This is a genomic window from Bacillus sp. DNRA2 (genome assembly GCF_012843265.1).
In the GTDB taxonomy this organism is placed as follows: domain Bacteria; phylum Bacillota; class Bacilli; order Bacillales; family Cytobacillaceae; genus Bacillus_BU.
On record NZ_JABAIT010000008.1, the window covers coordinates 72,258 to 89,555 of the forward strand.

The 17,298-nt window shown below is 37.7% G+C and carries 14 protein-coding genes; 11 read left to right on the plus strand and 3 right to left on the minus strand.

Features of this window, described 5'->3' with window-relative positions:
• Nucleotides 1–123 precede the first annotated feature (123 nt).
• The 10 genes from HHO41_RS22240 (at nt 124) to HHO41_RS09085 (ending at nt 13,852) form a co-directional block, all read left to right on the plus strand.
• A complete protein-coding gene (locus HHO41_RS22240; protein ID WP_211171097.1) occupies nt 124–3,630 on the plus strand; it encodes a LysM peptidoglycan-binding domain-containing protein in 3,507 nt (1,168 codons plus the stop codon).
• 1 nt (nt 3,631) lies between these two features.
• Nucleotides 3,632–5,041, plus strand: coding sequence for a C40 family peptidase (locus HHO41_RS09045; RefSeq protein WP_169097671.1), 1,410 nt, complete (start codon nt 3,632–3,634; stop codon nt 5,039–5,041).
• Nucleotides 5,042–5,330: 289 nt separating this feature from the next.
• Entirely contained in the window at nt 5,331–5,720 is a 390-nt protein-coding gene (locus HHO41_RS09050; RefSeq protein ID WP_169097674.1) for a GntR family transcriptional regulator, read from the plus strand.
• Complete coding sequence (locus HHO41_RS09055; RefSeq protein WP_169097676.1) at nt 5,713–6,615, plus strand: ABC transporter ATP-binding protein; 903 nt, start codon at nt 5,713–5,715, stop codon at nt 6,613–6,615. The genes HHO41_RS09050 and HHO41_RS09055 overlap by 8 nt, the downstream gene beginning before the upstream one ends.
• Nucleotides 6,590–8,548, plus strand: coding sequence for a DUF6449 domain-containing protein (locus tag HHO41_RS09060; RefSeq protein WP_169097678.1), 1,959 nt, complete (start codon nt 6,590–6,592; stop codon nt 8,546–8,548). Before HHO41_RS09055 ends, HHO41_RS09060 begins: the two co-directional genes overlap by 26 nt.
• Nucleotides 8,549–8,563: 15 nt before the next feature.
• Nucleotides 8,564–9,088 (plus strand): RNA polymerase sigma factor, encoded by a 525-nt coding sequence (locus HHO41_RS09065; protein WP_169097680.1) that lies wholly within the window; start codon nt 8,564–8,566, stop codon nt 9,086–9,088.
• An 80-nt stretch (nt 9,089–9,168) separates the two neighbouring features.
• Nucleotides 9,169–9,858 carry an ABC transporter ATP-binding protein gene (locus HHO41_RS09070; RefSeq protein ID WP_169097682.1) on the plus strand — a complete coding sequence of 230 codons (690 nt, stop codon included), beginning with the start codon at nt 9,169–9,171 and terminating at the stop codon, nt 9,856–9,858.
• Complete coding sequence (locus HHO41_RS09075) at nt 9,858–11,207, plus strand: ABC transporter permease (protein WP_169097684.1); 1,350 nt, start codon at nt 9,858–9,860, stop codon at nt 11,205–11,207. Before HHO41_RS09070 ends, HHO41_RS09075 begins: the two co-directional genes overlap by 1 nt.
• Nucleotides 11,208–11,287: 80 nt before the next feature.
• On the plus strand, nt 11,288–11,404 hold the full coding sequence (locus HHO41_RS09080) for a DUF4023 domain-containing protein (protein WP_169097686.1): 117 nt from the start codon (nt 11,288–11,290) through the stop codon (nt 11,402–11,404).
• Nucleotides 11,405–11,563: 159 nt separating this feature from the next.
• The gene (locus tag HHO41_RS09085) at nt 11,564–13,852 is read left to right on the plus strand and encodes a nitric-oxide reductase large subunit (RefSeq protein WP_169097688.1); all 2,289 of its coding nucleotides are present in this window, start codon (nt 11,564–11,566) and stop codon (nt 13,850–13,852) included.
• Between the two features lie 68 nt (nt 13,853–13,920).
• Here the strand turns inward: HHO41_RS09085 and phaC are convergent, their stop codons facing one another.
• The 3 genes from phaC to HHO41_RS09100 form a co-directional block, all read right to left on the minus strand.
• Nucleotides 13,921–15,009 (minus strand): class III poly(R)-hydroxyalkanoic acid synthase subunit PhaC, encoded by a 1,089-nt coding sequence (gene phaC, locus HHO41_RS09090; RefSeq protein ID WP_169097690.1) that lies wholly within the window; start codon nt 15,007–15,009, stop codon nt 13,921–13,923.
• A 150-nt stretch (nt 15,010–15,159) separates the two neighbouring features.
• On the minus strand, nt 15,160–15,942 hold the full coding sequence (fabG, locus tag HHO41_RS09095) for a 3-oxoacyl-[acyl-carrier-protein] reductase (protein ID WP_169097692.1): 783 nt from the start codon (nt 15,940–15,942) through the stop codon (nt 15,160–15,162).
• 42 nt (nt 15,943–15,984) lie between these two features.
• Complete coding sequence (locus tag HHO41_RS09100) at nt 15,985–16,422, minus strand: poly(R)-hydroxyalkanoic acid synthase subunit PhaE (RefSeq protein WP_169097694.1); 438 nt, start codon at nt 16,420–16,422, stop codon at nt 15,985–15,987.
• 334 nt (nt 16,423–16,756) lie between these two features.
• Between HHO41_RS09100 and HHO41_RS09105 the strand changes: the two genes are divergently transcribed.
• Nucleotides 16,757–17,287, plus strand: coding sequence for a hypothetical protein (locus tag HHO41_RS09105; protein WP_169097696.1), 531 nt, complete (start codon nt 16,757–16,759; stop codon nt 17,285–17,287).
• Nucleotides 17,288–17,298: the final 11 nt, after the last annotated feature.

Sequence of the window (17,298 nt, forward strand, 5' to 3'; positions counted from 1 at the left end):
ATGCTGTGCGTTTTTATATTTACCTTGCTATTTTCTACACTTTATAAAGTGATGTATGAATTAATGAATGATAATCCTCGCTCAATCGAAAGATATGACTAAACAAAAATGCGAGGTGATTAGATGGAAATCAGAAATGTAAAACTCATCCCTGATGGTGATGGATATAAGTTAGTCGTATACGTAAATCAGCCAACAGCAGAATTTGCGATGGAGTTCGGTTCAATAAATCAACAAATAAAACCATCGTTTCGACAGGATTTAAAGCAGTTGATTCGTGAAAAGTTTCCCAATCTTAGAGTGACGACTGTTACCATCATGATGGGGACGATGTTAATTGGGTCATTTCCATTTACTCAGATTGATGTTAAGGCACAGGAGACAAATTCGACCTCCTCAACGCAAAACACCATTGCGAGTTTACCATATATTACATATATCGTAAAAAGCGGAGATAGCTTATCGAAAATCGCAGCTGCAAACGGGATATCAGTCAGTCAAATTACACAAATTAACCAAATTAATGGAACAACCATTTATGTTGGACAATTATTAAAATTACCATTTGTAGGATATACGGTTGTAAGCGGGGATTCACTGTCAGTGATCGCCAAGAAATACTACTCTACGGTTGATAGTATTAAAGCTAAAAATAATTTAACAACTAATGTGATTTTGATTGGACAGCGGTTAATCGTTCCAGTTGTAAATCTTCCTAGTAGTACAGGTAACGTTACAACTACAACATCAGCTCCAACGACACAGCCGGTAACTGCACCGGCACAGATCGTTCCAATAGTACCAACAACAACTGAAACAATGGGGCCAACACAGCAAACACCCGTACTCACTGACTATCGCGTAGTCTCTGGAGATACACTATCAATCATCGCCAAACGCTTTAATACAACTGTCGCAGCAATTAAAACGGAAAATCAGCTAACAACTGATTTGATTCGGGTTGGACAAGTGTTAAAAATCCCTGGTCCAACTGCTATTACAAATACTAATACCAGTACGACACCTGTTACTACACCATCCACAACTCCGAACGTTGAGCCTGTGCCAGTACCAGCTCCTACTACTGCACCGGCACCAACAAACACTGTACAAAATCAATCTGCTTATATCGTTGTCAGCGGGGATACTTTAAGTATTATTGCGAAAAAATTCAATACAACCTCAAAAGATATAATGGAGCTGAACAAATTAAACTCTGACCGAATATATATCGGTCAGAAACTACTCATTCCCGTTAAAGTAGACGAACCTGTTGTGGCAAAAGATACCAAAGCTCCAAATATGCCAAGTCTTCAGGTGGACTCATTCGCCACTTCCGAAAATTTAGATTCATTTATGGTTTCGGGGAAAACTGAAGCTGGAGCACATATCATCTTAACTGTATTTGATGAAATCGGTGGTTTGTTAACAAAACAAATTAATGTGGATAATGAAGGAAATTATCAAACCACGATCGATTTAACTTCTCTTAAAGATGGAAATTTATCCATCACGGCGATTAGTGAAGATGTTGCCGGAAATAAAAGTGTAGCGAATCAAATATCATTTCAAAAAGATACAACTGCTCCAAGTTCACTTACATTTAACCCTTTATTGACAATTAGTCATCAGACGATTAGTAATTATGTAGTTTCAGGTAATACAGAACCAAACAGTACTGTCGCTATTTCGGTAACAGATGGCGTAAATACTGTTTCCGAAACTATTCAAGCAGATACTAACGGACAATTTTTATTTCATCCAAATCTTAGTGGTTTAGGCGATGGTGAAATTACAATATCAGCAATTCCGCGCGATCAACACGGTAATCTTGGAAACAGTTTTGTAACCAAGGCTGTAAAGGACACGACTATAATTCCTGTGTCGGCAGTTGAGTTTGAAAATAACGGAAAAATCAATAATGAGAATGTGAAGAACGTTTCGATTCGAGGAAATAGTGACGAAGATGGCAGCATTGTTTCTATTACTGTTTCTGATGGGGTACATTCGATTACTGAAGAAGCATTAGTGTTAAACTCTCGCTTTGATAAACAAATTGATTTAGTTAGCTTAAATGACGGTACGCTAAATGTCTCGATTACCCACCGGGATCAAGCCGGAAATATTAGTGACATTGTGACAAATACGATTGAAAAGGATACAAAGATTATTGATCCAGTTATTGTTACAAGTAAAGTAGAAAAAACTGCCAATGGTTTATTTTATCGAGTATCTGGTACCGGTGAAGCTGATTCAACAATTGAATTGACAGTACTAGAACAAACAGGGACTAAGGAATTGCAGCAAGTCATTCAAACAGATCACAACGGAAAGTTTGAACAGATCGTTAATATTTCAACAATTTCCAAACCATTTGTAATGATTAAACAAACTGATTCATTTGGGAATCAAACCAATGATTCCATTGTTGGAATTACGAGTTATGTCGTCGGAAGCGGGGACACATTATGGGGAATTTCATCGCGCTTAAATATTACCGTCGCCAGCATCAAAGCGCTAAATAATCTTAGTACTGATATGATATTCATTGGTCAGGAATTAAACCTTCCCGTCGTTGCAGGAGTCCAATCTCCAAATATTAATGAGCAGGAATTTTTCAATATGGGTTATTTATATTTTGGTAATACGCAAAATTATATTGAAGGAATAAATCAAACCGCTAATACGATTAACGTTGTTTCACCTAGCTATTTTGACCTTAATAGCGATGGTTCATTAAAGCTTACAGCCAATTTTGACCGACAATTTATTGTTTCATCGCAAAGTGCGGGAGTCAGAGTTGTGCCATTTTTAAGTAATCACTGGGACCGAGCAACAGGAGAAATTGCATTGAAAAATCGCGATCAACTATCAACTCAAATCGCCGAAGCGGTAAAGCTTTATAATTTAGATGGAGTAAATATTGATATTGAAAATGTAACGGCGGAACATCGTGACGAATATACCGATTTCGTTCGCTTGCTAAGAGAAAAAATCCCACAAAATAAAGAGGTTTCAGTGGCGGTTGCAGCCAATCCTAATGGACTAACATCAGGCTGGAATGGTTCTTATGACTATAGTGGCATAGCTAAGTACTCTGATTATCTGATGATTATGGCTTATGATGAAAGCTATCCAGGAAGTGCAGCTGGACCCATTGCTAGTATAAGTTTTGTTGAAGATTCAATCCAATATGCCATCAGTCAGGGTGTTGACAAGGATCAAATAGTTGTCGGAGTGGGACATTATGGGCGTTATTGGAAGGAAGGGACAAGCTATGGTGGTGACGGTATATCAAATAATCAAATCCAAAAAGCTTTGGAATTATATAACGGTACGGTTACTTTTGATGAAGCCACTAAGTCAGCCAAAGCTGTTTTTACAATCAAAAAAGGTGACCCTGTGATGACCGTAAGCGGTAAACCACTAACCGAGGGTACCTACACGGTTTGGTTTGAAAATTCCGAAGCGATTAAAGCAAAAATTGACCTTATTCATCAATACGATGTAAAGGGTTTGGGGAACTGGAGCATCGGTCAAGACAATCCATTGATTTGGAAGGATATCTCAGCATGGCTTCAAGTGGGTTCTACACCTGAAGCGGGTCAGACTACTCTAGGGGGGGAATAGGATGGATATTTTCTCAAGCTATCGTTTAATTCCTGACGAAGATGGTTACACGGTTATTCTTTTCTTAAATAAACATGCAACTGAGTTTTCAAGAGAGCTAGACATAACAAACGCGCAAAATCCGGACACATTGGAACGTTCGGTTGGGCGATATATTGCCGAAAAGTTTCCGAAAAGAATCGTCATCAAAACCGTGCAAGTGATGATTGGGACTCTTTTAATATCGACTGTACACATGATGGGTGAAACCCGTCATCATGCAGAAGCAGCTACTAATTCTACACAAACAGCCAATCAAACAACTTATGTTGTTAAAGCCGGTGATAGTTTGTGGGGAATTTCGAAAACATATGGTGTTAGCGTCGATCAATTAAAAGCTGCGAATGGACTGACGAGTAATATTATTCAAGTAGGTCAAACGTTATTGATTCCAGGAACAGGAACCGCTTTTGAAGAACCGGCTCCAGCACCACAGCCAGCCGCGATAACTTATACTGTAGTCTCTGGAGATAGTTTGTGGGCGATTTCGCAAAGATATGGCACGACAGTTGATGCGCTTAGGTCCGCTAATCATTTAACTTCCGATCGATTATTTGTAGGTCAAACATTGATTATACCGAGTAGTTCAACTACTCCGTCACCTGCGCCGACACCAACTCCAGCCCCAGCACCAGTACAAACGATTACTTATACAGTCAAAGCGGGTGATACGCTTTCAGGAATTGCCAAGCTTCATAATACAACGGTTGAAGCGATTAAAAAAAGTAATAACTTAACTACGGATTTAATTAGGGTTGGACAAGTATTGACGATTCAAAGTAATACAACTACTCCGCCAACCACGACGACTCCGAGCAATTCTGGCGCAGCGGTGACGATTCAAAAGCAATTACAGGTATTGGGGTATTATTCCGTACCGACCATGACAGGCAATTATGATAGCGGTACGATAGAAGCCATTAAAACGTTCCAAAGCGATTATGGTTTACCAATAACAGGCACCGGGGATGCAGCAACGGTGACTGCACTTGAACATGCCATGGTGAAAAAAGGATTAATTCAGGATTCACAAAATTATATTGGAGTTCCCTATTTGTGGGGAGGGACAACACCGAGCGGCTTTGATTGTTCTGGATTTGTCTATTTTATGTTTAACAAACATGGAGTAAATACGGCTCGGTCTACATCCAGTAATCTATACACACAAGGAGCATCGATAACTAAAAGCAAGTTACAGCCTGGAGACCTTGTCTTTTATGCGGTGAATTCACCAGGAGTTATTTCTCATGTTGGTTTTTACGTTGGTAATAACAAATTTATCTCCGCAACAAGTTCAAACGGGATTCAAATCGTCTCACTAGATAATACTTACTGGTCTAAATACTATGTAGGTGCTAAAAGGGTCTATTAGCAAACAAAATTTAAGACTACGGTTAAACCTTTATATACGGTCATATAAGGCAGGTTTTCTGGTTTTATATGACCATTCCTCTGCTTTTCTTCACTAATGAACTTTCACATTTCCCCATCTTAATAAAATCTTAAGAAATATAGGTCTTTCCATTTCAATCAACTTGAATTATAATCTAACTGTATTAAGAGAAGTAGTACACATAATACACATACATTTTATTTAATGCGCTTCAATACATTTATTTAATATTAATTGATGCTATGTAGCATCAGAATTGGGGGGTTTTATGTTTGAGCTTGATTTAAGAAGCCGGAAACCCATTTATGAACAACTGGTAGATAAATTGAAAGAATTGATTATGAATGAGGTCCTTAAGCCAGATGAACAACTGCCGTCAGTAAGGCAATTAGCAACACAGCTAACAATAAATCCAAACACGATTCAAAAGGCATATCGGGAGCTCGAGGTCCAAGGCTTTATTTACTCTGTCAAAGGGAAAGGAAGTTTTGTGAACCCAAGCAATGAAACAAAGAATCACGAGAAAATCGCAGAGGTGAAAAAAGAATTGGAAAAGCTGATCCTTGAGGCTCTCTATCTTGGTGTCCCGGTAGAAGAATTAGTCCAGCTCATTTTGAAGTTAGACAATGCGAAAAAGGGAGGCGACCATATTGATTGAACTAAAGCAGGTATGTAAAGCCTTCGACCGCTCACAAGCAGTCAATCATGTTAATTTATCAATATCAAAAGGCTCTATCTATGGATTGATAGGCTCAAATGGGGCTGGGAAAACAACACTGATCAAAATGATTGCGGGAATATATCAAACAGATCTTGGCGCAGTGACAATCGCTGGCCATTCAGTGTTCGAAAATATCAATTTAAAACAAAAGTTGTTTTTTATACCAGATCAACCGCAGTTTTTATCGCAATATAATACGAAGCAAATGGCCCGTTTCTATCAAAATATGTATCCATCTTGGAGTGAAGAACGGTTCGAGAAGCTAACAAAATCATTTGAGCTAAATATTCATAAAAAAATCCAAAGCTTTTCAAAGGGATGGCAACGGCAAATTGCATTTATACTGGCACTTTCAGCTAAGCCTGAGATTATGATTCTTGATGAACCAATGGATGGACTTGATCCGGTTGTCCGAAAAAAAGTAAAAAATATATTAATTCAGGATGTAGCAGAACGGGAAATGACAATATTAATCTCGTCTCATAATCTTCGTGAGATTGAGGATCTTTGTGACCATATCGGAGTACTTCATAAAGGAAAATTGCTGTTAGAAAAGGAAATAGATGAATTAAAAGCCGATGTCCATAAAATCCAGGTAGCCTATAAAGGCGGAAGTGTTCCTGAGCAGTTGAAAACGAAGTTTGATATTCTCCATTCAGAAACAAGAGGAAGTGTACAACTTTATATTGTCAGGGGCAGTGCTGGGTCAATTGAATTGGAATTTGAAAAAACCAACCCTGTCATTTTTGACATATTGCCGTTGACACTTGAAGAAATCTTTATTTATGAAATGGGGGATATCGGCTATGCAATCAAAAATGTCATCATTTAATAAAGAGCTATTTTTGCAAATCATTCGCAGTGTTGGCTGGGTCTCCATCGTTTATTTCATTGGATTGTTTATTGCGTTACCCATTCGGGTCATGATGACGTATTCGAATGATCAGCTAGGTCCAGTTAAAGTTGAAAATCTGTTTTATTTTGATTATGAAATCCAAATGACCTTGTTAATCGCTGTTCCCGTATTAATGTCGGTATTCTTGTTTCGTTTTTTACACGTAAAGCAAGCAGCTGATTTAATGCACAGCCTACCGATAAAAAGAGCTAAAATCTATCATCATTATTGTCTTACTGGTGGAGTGCTCTTAATTCTTCCAGTCGTGTTCATTACGATTATCATGTTCATTATTCATAGTATGTTAGACCTTGGCCTGTTTTTTGATGGTAAAGATATTTTGTATTGGGCTGGGGTTACCATATTATTTAATTTAGTGTTGATGATTTGTGGCGTGTTTGTGGCGATGATGACAGGGATCTCAGCGGTTCAGGCTGTATTATCATATATTTTTATGGCATTTCCAGTCGGTATTACCCTGTTAGTATTTTATAACCTGAGGATAACACTTTATGGATTTCCTGGAGATTTTTTATTAAGTCGTGATTTGGAAAAGTATTCACCGCTTACTTATGCGTTAATGCTTCAAAATCGTCCGTTACAGTGGGGTTACGTGTTTGGATTTAGTGCTCTGGCAATAATTTTATACTGGCTCTCTCTGTATTTTTATCAAATCAGAAAAGTGGAGGCAGCTCAAGAAGCAGTCGCATTTTCAAAGCTTCGATCCGTTTTTAAATATGGCGTTACTTTTTGTATGATGCTATTCGGAGGTGCTTATTTTTACGAAATTGAAAATTCCGGTAGAGGCTGGGTTATTTTTGGCTATATACTTGGGGCGGCTATAGGTTATTTTATCGCCGAGATGGTTCTGCAAAAAACTTGGCGTGTACTTGGCAGTATTAAAGGGTTTGTAATATACGGACTAGCTGTTACTGTTATATTTACTGCGGTTCAATCGCTAGGTTTTTATGAAAAAAAATTGCCTGCGCTAGCAGAAGTCGAGAATGTGATATTGACTGACCAGCCTTATGTTTTATCTGAAAATCCAGATATATATGGTGAATATTTTGTCCCAACTCCTTTAGTTAGTGAACAAAACAAAAAAGAAATCATTAAGTTGCATAAACAAATCATTGCCGATAAGGACATGAACGAAAAGTTGAAGGATGGAAAATATGAAACAGCGTTGTTTATGTATACACTAAAAGATGGAAGTAAACTCACTAGACAATATCGTGTGAATCGAGACGTTTATGAAGATTCTTACAGCAAAATATATGAAAGTGCAGAATTCAAGCAGGGAACCAATCAAATATTCCATATAAACATAAATAAAGTAAGTAGCATCACCATTTCGTCTCCGCTTGCTACAAAGAAAAATACAATTGTGTCAAACCCAACTGAGATTAACGAAGCAATTGCAGCGTTGAAAGCGGATATTCTCGAGGAAACGTATCAGGACCAATTTTATTATGATAGTCGCAGTCAGGGAATTGAACTGTTTATTAACAAGCAACAGTCCGTTTACCTAAATTATAAACCAAATTATCAGCATTTTAAAAAGTGGTTAACGAATCAGGGATTATTTGAGATTGCTACTGTCACCGCAAAGGATGTTGATAAAATAACGGTAGCAAAAATAAATACCACAGACTTTTTAGATATAAATGAACTTATTAGTGACATCGAGAACAGCCATAATCCGTTAACAGTTACGAAAGACGAACAAATCGAGCAGTGCTTACATCAGGCCGGAACGATGGCAAAGCAAAAATATGCTGCTGCTGTTTATTACAACGGGGGACCGGCGGAAGTATTCTTTTTTGATGAAGCCCATGCACCTGACTTTGTGAAAAAACATTTTAACTAAGGGAGATTTATCAGCATGGAAATAGCACTCGATTTTAATCAGTTGTATTCCATGTACTCCAAACGCTTATATTTTACTGCATTCAAAATCGTCCACGATCATCATTTAGCTGAGGACATTGTCCAAGAAACATTTTTAAAGGCGTATAAAAAAATGGAAACAATCGATGATGTTTCGAAAGTCGCTGCCTGGTTGAATGCCATTTCAGCCAGGACCGCGATCGATTTTCTCCGTTCTAAACAGAGAAAGAACTACCTCGTATCTGATCATACATTAATTGAATCTGTATTATATGAGTCGAATTGTCAAAATCAGACTGAGGATGAAGTTAGCCAGCATTTTTTCGAACAGGAGCTCAACGATTCAATGGCCGACTTATCCAAGGAGTACAAGGAAGTATTGGAATTAAAAATAAATCATGGCTTAAAGGAACAAGAAATTGCGACTTTTTTACAGCTAAAGCCAACCACCGTCAAAAATAGATTATATCGTGCTCGAAAAAAGCTCATTGCGCGTATGGCAGAAAAATATATAGCTTAAATGATCATTACTTTTCGGCCTTTTTGACTAATCGGATGTAAATATTTAGAAAAAATGCAAAATATTGAGAGGAGAAAAACATGATTACTGTTCAAAATCTAAGCCATGATTTTGTGATTGGCAAAAAGGGACGTCAATCGATTATACCAGTACTAAAAGATATTTCTTTTACAATAAACAAAGGGGAAATCGTTACGATTGTAGGACGAAGTGGTTCTGGGAAATCGACCCTGTTAAACCTGATTAGCGGATTCATCCGACCAAAGCAAGGTGACATTATCATTAGTGGTGTGAAGGTTTCTGAATTAAATGAAGCAAAATTCGCAGATTTTCGAATTCAGAATATCGGATTTATTTTCCAGAGTTTTCAGCTGATTCCGAGCATGACAGCCTTTGAAAATGTTGAACTACCACTTATCCTAAAGGGTGTTAGTGAAGTTGCTAGGAAAAAACAAACAGAAGAAATGCTTTCAAGAGTAGGTCTTCTCGATTACAGAGACCATTACCCTGGGGAGTTATCAGGAGGACAACAGCAGCGGGTCAGCATCGCCAGAGCTTTGATTGTAAATCCACCGGTAATACTTGCAGATGAACCAACAGGAAGTTTAGACAGTGAAACAGAAGCGGATTTATTAATGTTTATTAAACGATTAAATCACGAGCTTGGAATAACGTTTCTGATTATTACCCATGATGACAAGGTTGCTGAAACCGGAGATCGCATCATCGAACTAAGGGATGGACAAATATTGGAAGGAGCATTTGCCTGATGAAACTAAAGGATCAATTCCGGTTTGTCCGACAAAATATGAAGAAAAATAAGACAAGGGTGTTTATGACGATTTTAGCCACTGCAATGGGTTGCGCCTTCTTAATTGTTCTCGCATCAGTTGGATTTGGTTTGCAGAAATCGCTCATAAAAGATTTAATGGAACAAAGAATTGTAACTGCGATTGACGTATATGGTAAAGAAATCAACAAGGGCGAATTTCAACAGTTAACGGATAAGGATGTTCATGCTTTTGAAAAAATCAAAAAGGTAAAAGCGGTTACGCGTCGAAAGCAGCTCATGCAAGCAGCCAGCTATGAAATAGACAATTATCAAACAACAGCAGAAACAATTGTCACCCATGTCCCATCTGAAGTAAAGGCTGGGTTTGAGTTATCTAAAGGAAGGCTTCCTAAAAGCAAGGATGAAGTGGTAGTTGGATACCATTTTGTCGAGGAACTTGCTCAAAAAACTGTAGATCAAAATGATCTATACGATGAAAAAGGGCAGATTAAGGAGCAATATAAGTACAAAAAAGACATGATTGGTAAGAAAGTTCAGTTGACTGTGAAACAATTTGAAAATAACCAGGAAGTGTCGAAAACTTTTGAAGTGACAGTTGTCGGCATCACAAAGAAGCCAACAAAGGAATGGGTCTTCGATAAAAATGTTTTTATTTCAGATGAAATTCTAAAAGAGATTGAAGCATTTACTGGTACCTCAAGAGGGATGATAAAAGACAGCTATTATAATGAAACAACACAGTCAGGTGTAACTGACGGAGGATACGACCAAGTAAAAATTTATGCGACCAATATGGAAGCTATAAAAGGAATTACTGACAAACTTAAAGAGGAAAAATATGCTACGTATTCAGTGGTTGATGAACTAAAACAAATCAATATGGTGTTTAATATTATTAAAATTGGATTGATTTTCATCGGAACGATTGCAATTTTAATTGCATCGATAGGCATCTATAACACGATGACCATGGCAGTAACAGAGCGCGCTCCCGATATCGGGATTATGAAAGCAATCGGAGCGAACCCAAAAACAATCAAAAATATTTTTCTATTGGAAAGTAGTTATATTGGCTTGATTGGAGCATTAATTGGAACCGTTGTTTCCTATGCTATTAGTTTTGGCGTTAATTTCGCGCTCCCACTTGTCATAAAACAATTTTTCAAGGAAAGTATTCCTGAAGGATTCATGTTTAGCCATATCCCATGGTCCTTGCCAGTTATCTGTTTTGTGATTTGCTATCTAGTAACGATTGTTTCTGGTTTAAGACCAGCAAAACGCGCTACACAAATTGATGTACTAAGCGCTATGCGTCGTGAGGTATAATTTCGTTCTGGATTGCGCATGATTTTCCTGCTCTTAGGTAACAGTAACATTAGGCTGTTCTATGAAGGAGGGAAAGCAATTTGGATACAAGTCAATTTGTGAAAAAGCTTGCAGATAATCAAGCAAAGCAAGAAAAAAATAAACGAACACAAGGAAAGGGTCATCCGGAAAGACAATTGCCTAATAAACAGCATTAAATCATTTGTATTAGAAGCTTCGGAATTAACCGAGGCTTCTTTTTCTATATATACATCTAATTTCCAAAACAGGAAAAACTACCAAAACATTATTAAATTCTTACATTAAATTGGAATACTGTGGAATGCTAACTTTATTAAATTTATTGGAGGTAAAACATGGGAAACTATAGAAGGCTTTGGATTAGCTTAGCTCTAGTCGTCGTTATCTCTTTTATTGTTCTAGGTTATTTTGGTGGCCGGATTTATCAATCTATGCCCCCTATACCGGATAAGATAGTCTCGGAGAATGGCGAAGTGCTCTTTACAGGTGAGGATATTAAAAATGGTCAAAATGTATGGCAATCAATGGGCGGTCAGGAACTGGGAAGTATCTGGGGTCATGGTGCCTACCTTGCGCCTGATTGGAACGCCGATTGGCTTCATCGCGAGTTAACCTATATTTTAGATAACTGGTCTCACCAAGATTTTAAAACAGATTACGACAAATTGGACAATGAACAAAAAGCGATGCTTAAAGCAAGACTAAAGGATGAAATTCGAACTAATAATTATAACCCTAAGACAAAGGAATTGGTCATTTCCAATGACCGGGTTGCTGCGCTTGACTATTTAAGTGACTATTATCGCGGACTCTTTATGAATGATCCTGAGTTTGAAGAGCTACGGGCCGATTATGCTATTCCTGAAAATACAATAAAAGATGAAGAACGAATGGCAAACATGAACGCATTCTTTTTCTGGAGTACTTGGGCAACAGCAACAAATCGACCAAATGACGATGTTACCTATACAAACAACTGGCCGAATGAAGAGTTAATCGATAATCATCCATCTGGAGAGATGGTCGTATGGTCAGTCGTTAGCTTTGTCTTATTATTAGCAGGAGTTGGTGCGCTTGCCTGGTATTTTGCTGCACAGCGTCATAAGGAGTCACATATAGATGAGGTGTTCCCGGAAAAGGATCCTTTGTTGGCGCTAAATCCAACTCCGTCAATGAAAGCCACGCTTAAATATTTTTGGGTGGTAGCAGCGTTGATTGTTCTCCAGGTCGCACTTGGTGCAATTGATGCTCATTATGCGGTAGAAGGTTCAGGGTTCTTTGGTATTCCGCTGCAAGATTGGCTTCCTTATTCAGTTGCAAGAACATGGCATACACAGCTTGGTATTCTTTGGATAGCAACCGCTTGGCTAGCCACAGGTTTGTTCATGGCTCCAGCTGTATCAGGCTATGAGCCGAAATTTCAACGAGCTTTAGTAAATTTCTTATTTATTTGTTTACTAATTATTGTCGTAGGTTCAATGGCTGGTCAATGGCTGGCTGTTGATCAGCGGTTCTCGAATGTACAAAACTTCTGGTTCGGGCACCAGGGCTATGAATACGTAGATTTGGGACGCTTCTGGCAAATTTTCTTAACTGTAGGCTTATTTTTATGGTTATTCTTGATGGGAAGAGCACTGATTCCTGCTTTAAAGAAAAACAAAGAAGATCGCCACTTGTTGACAATGTTCTTACTAGCCGCGACTGCAATTCCACTATTTTATATTCCTGGGCTATTGTGGGGTCAACATACTCATATTGCGATTGCTGAATACTGGCGCTGGTGGGTGGTTCATCTTTGGGTTGAAGGATTTTTCGAAGTTTTCGCGACGGTTATTATTGCCTTCCTGTTTACACGAATGGGCTTATTAAGAACAACGACTGCGACTGCGACCGTGCTCTTCTCCACAACTATCTTTTTGTTCGGTGGTATTATTGGGACGTTCCATCATCTTTATTTTAGTGGAACGCCCATTGGTGTATTAGCCTTCGGTGCAGTTTTCAGTGGACTAGAAGTGGTTCCGCTGGTCTTAATTGGATTTGAAGCTTATGAAAATCTAACCATGAGTCGCGCAAAGGAATGGACCCAAGCTTATAAATGGCCGATATACTGCTTTGTTGCAGTGGCCTTCTGGAACTTAGTTGGAGCAGGGATCTTTGGCTTCTTAATTAATCCACCGATTGCACTATATTATATGCAAGGGTTAAATACGACGCCAGTTCACGGACATACAGCTCTTTTCGGGGTTTATGGAGTACTCGGTATTGGCCTCATGCTGTTTTGTCTAAAAGGCTTAACCGGAATGCGGAAGTGGAAAACAAAAGTTTTAGCTTTTGCCTTTTGGAGTATCAATATAGGATTAGCCTTGATGGTACTGATTAGCTTATTACCAATTGGTCTTTTACAGACGTGGGCAAGCGTTGAGCATGGAATGTGGTATGCAAGATCTGCCGATTTCCTCCAACAGAATATCATTTTGCGGTTAACTTGGCTTCGCATGTTTGGTGACATTATCTTTGCTTCCGGTATTTTAGCACTTGGTTGGTTTATTTTAGGTTTAAAGACGGGCTGGTCCTTAGAGGATGAAACGCATAATTTCGTCGAAAAAAATAGTGTAAAAAAATAAATCAGATTAACCTGTAACTATATTACCCACAAAAAACCCCTTCACAAAAGAAGGGGTTTTTGAATAACCTAGTTTGAGCGCTCGCTCAACCATTGGTCAATCAAAGGATAGGTCTTTCTTACTGCAGTTCCACCAACAATAACAGATACGTGACCTGTTGGCATCACTTCAAAAGTTTTATCAGTGCTAGAAATTTTCTCTATTAATGGTTCAACTTGGTTAGGTGCTGCGATATGATCGCGTTGTGCTGCAATATTTAAGACATTCGCTTTGATATCGCTCAATTTAACTTGGCGACCACGAATAAATAATTCGTCGTTAATCAGCTTATTGTTTTGATAGAATTCACCAATCCATTGTCTGAATGCTTCGCCAGGGAAAGGTACGCCATCAGCAACCCATTTTTGCATTAAGCTCCAGCTTTTGATGAATTCTTCGTTTTCATATCGTTCTGCTAAACTAACATATGGACCAACGTAATTTACCAATGGTTTTAATAGCTTATTACCAAGGTCAATCATTTCACCAGGAACGATTCCGAATGTATCAACAACTTTATCAAGGTTGAAATAACGCTCATCAAGCCAGTTTGAGAACAAACCTGTATCTTCAAAATCAAAAGGACTTGTTAAGAAGACTAAGTTGCGAATTGGCCAATCAGAATGAAGTGCAGCGAAAATAGATGTCAAGGTACCACCCATACAATAGCCAAGAATGCTGATTTCATCTGCCCCAGATTTACGTAGGACCTTCTGCACAGCGCGCGGGATGTACTCAAGTACATAGTCATCAAATTTCAAATTGCGATCTTCATAGCCTGGAGTACCCCAATCAAGTAAATATACATCATGACCTTGATTAGTTAAGTATTCAATTAAGCTACTACCAGGTGTTAAATCAACAATATAAGGCTTATTGATTAAGGCATAAATAATCAATAGGGGAACCTTTTTAGTTTTAGTTAAAGTTGGTTGGTAACGATATAATTTTGCTTTATTTTTAGTCCAAATAACTTCTTTTGGAGTTTGACCTACTTGTGGCTCTGGTTCTCTTGTTAATACATCTGAAACACGCTTAAAGCGACGATAGCTTTTTTGTGTTTCTTCAGGCATCATGTTAAGCCATGATTCCACTTCTTTCGTTGTTGAAAAAACCATGATTCTCCTCCTTATAACCATTCGTTTTCTGATTAATATTTTTGATTAAAGACTCAGAACAGGGAATACTTATCAGTTTACTAAACATTAACTTTGTAATTAAAACTTGTAGTAGACAAGTATCAAAACCGATTAGTAACCGGTTTAAAATTACATGTAAGCTCCACCGTTTACGTTGATGCATTGACCAGTGATATATTCGCTGTTTGCTAAGAAAATGCAAGCATCGGCAATTTCAGTAGTTGTACCCATACGCTTCATTGGGATGCTGTTTACGATTTTTTCCATAACATTTTCAGGAATTTCTGCAGTCATTTCAGTTAAGATATAACCTGGGCAAATTGAGTTTACAGTAATTCCATTTTTAGCTGTTTCCAATGCAAGTGATTTTGTGAAACCGATCATTCCAGCTTTTGCAGCTGCATAGTTCGTTTGACCAAAAGCACCCGCTTGACCAACGATAGAGCTAATATTGATAATACGACCGAATTTTTGCTCTAACATTGTATTAATTACTGCAGAAGTAGTGTGGTAAATGCTGTTAAGATTTACATTGATAACTTCATTCCAATCAGCTTCGCTAAGCTTACGGAATGTGCGGTCGCGAGTGATACCTGCATTGTTAATTAAGATATCAATGCGTCCGAATTCGTTAATTGTTTGTTCGATTAAAGATTTCGCTTCTTCAATGTTCGAAACGTTTGCTTTACAAGCAATCGCACTACCACCAAATTGCGTAATTTCGTCGACTACGTTTTCAGCGGCTGTAGAGCTTGCGTTGTAGTTTACAACAACTTTAGCACCTTTTTTTGCGAATTCTTTTGCAATTGTTGCACCAATACCTTTAGAGCTACCTGTAACAACTACTACTTTATCCTTTAGCCCGTATGTATTATCTAATACTTGTACTTGCTCTTTATCTACGATTGCCATGTTAATTGCTCCTTTTCATATAATAATTATTTTTTAAAAAACTTACTTATTTTCTACTGGAGTAGAAGTGCGAACTGGCTCATCAGTTACTTGAATAGCCTTTAATAACGTGTCAATCTTCTTATCAAGCTTAGCAATGCTAGACTTAAGCTTATTAATCTCAGAAGCGGCACTGTTTGTTAACAATTCCTCTTCAATTTTTTGGTCAAGGTCTTCAACCTTTTCTTCTAAATTAATAATAAGAGAAGCAATGCTGGAAATTTCTTCACGAGTTGGTACATTAACTTGCTTTAAATAGCCTTCAGTCGAATTTTGAACGAATTGTTGGTATTGTAAATATCCATTTTGAACTTGACCCATCCATTCAGAAAATGCTTCTTTTTGCATTGTTTCATGTAGAACTTCGTTTACTTTGGACTCAGTTTGATCATATAAGCCTTTCCAAATGGCGAATGGATCCAAAAACTTATTTTGTGTCACCAATTTTCAACCCCTTTTGATTTTTCAAGCTTTTTGGAAAATTTAAAAAACTATATCTATTACAATAAACTATTTTGTTAATATATGGTCGGAAAAAAAACCGTTAAATTACGCTGAAAAAGGCTAAAATCCGACAAAATCTGGTAAACTCTAGCCAATTTAAGTGAAATTTTGTCTGATTATGCATAATAAGTAACCGTTGACAGTAAAAACAAATAGGTGTAAATTACACATATGGGTAGCAAAAAACTTGAACTATTTTTTTCAAATGATGAATAGGAATAAAATAGGGCAAGTTTACTTTATCAGGTGACGAATAAGGGGAGGTATTTTTATGGCAGCAAAAAAAGAAGAAAATAAGTTAATTAATGTAATGGATGTATTTTGGGATGGCTGGTTTAACAGCTACCGAACATTCCATACGATTCAAAATGAAGTGGAAGAAAAATCGATTCAGGCTTTCGAAAGCCAAAAAGAATGGATTCGTTCAACTGGAGATCAATTAACAAAGATGGAAGAAGATTCAAAACGCTTAACTACTGAGTGGATTACTAACCTTCAAGATGTTTTAAGCAAAGCACAGCTTGATTTCGGCTTCCAAAATACGCTTGATTGGACAGATCGCGTCGAAGAACTTGGACATAAAGCGCAAACATTAGCGTTCACTCCTGGTAAAAACTCTTTAGAAGTTGCTGAAAGAACGCTTTCGCAATTAGAAGAAACTTTCAAAAATGTTATTGACCAACAACAAAAAAATCGCGAAGAAGTATTAAAAGCGGTTGAAGGATTCCTTGATCAATTAAAGCAATCTCAAGCAACAGCAACAAAGCAATTAGAGCTTTACAACCCATTAGTTGCGAAGTAATCAATATGAAA

What these genes read in the sequence shown, in the direction of transcription:
- phaC (WP_169097690.1), bottom strand. Translation starts at nt 15,009, where the DNA reads ATGGTTTTTTCAACAACGAAAGAAGTGGAATCATGGCTTAACATGATG.
- HHO41_RS22240 (WP_211171097.1), top strand. Translation starts at nt 124, where the DNA reads ATGGAAATCAGAAATGTAAAACTCATCCCTGATGGTGATGGATATAAG.
- HHO41_RS09085 (WP_169097688.1), top strand. Translation starts at nt 11,564, where the DNA reads ATGGGAAACTATAGAAGGCTTTGGATTAGCTTAGCTCTAGTCGTCGTT.
- HHO41_RS09050 (WP_169097674.1), top strand. Translation starts at nt 5,331, where the DNA reads ATGTTTGAGCTTGATTTAAGAAGCCGGAAACCCATTTATGAACAACTG.
- HHO41_RS09045 (WP_169097671.1), top strand. Translation starts at nt 3,632, where the DNA reads ATGGATATTTTCTCAAGCTATCGTTTAATTCCTGACGAAGATGGTTAC.
- HHO41_RS09070 (WP_169097682.1), top strand. Translation starts at nt 9,169, where the DNA reads ATGATTACTGTTCAAAATCTAAGCCATGATTTTGTGATTGGCAAAAAG.
- HHO41_RS09065 (WP_169097680.1), top strand. Translation starts at nt 8,564, where the DNA reads ATGGAAATAGCACTCGATTTTAATCAGTTGTATTCCATGTACTCCAAA.
- HHO41_RS09075 (WP_169097684.1), top strand. Translation starts at nt 9,858, where the DNA reads ATGAAACTAAAGGATCAATTCCGGTTTGTCCGACAAAATATGAAGAAA.
- HHO41_RS09105 (WP_169097696.1), top strand. Translation starts at nt 16,757, where the DNA reads ATGGCAGCAAAAAAAGAAGAAAATAAGTTAATTAATGTAATGGATGTA.
- fabG (WP_169097692.1), bottom strand. Translation starts at nt 15,942, where the DNA reads ATGGCAATCGTAGATAAAGAGCAAGTACAAGTATTAGATAATACATAC.
- HHO41_RS09060 (WP_169097678.1), top strand. Translation starts at nt 6,590, where the DNA reads ATGCAATCAAAAATGTCATCATTTAATAAAGAGCTATTTTTGCAAATC.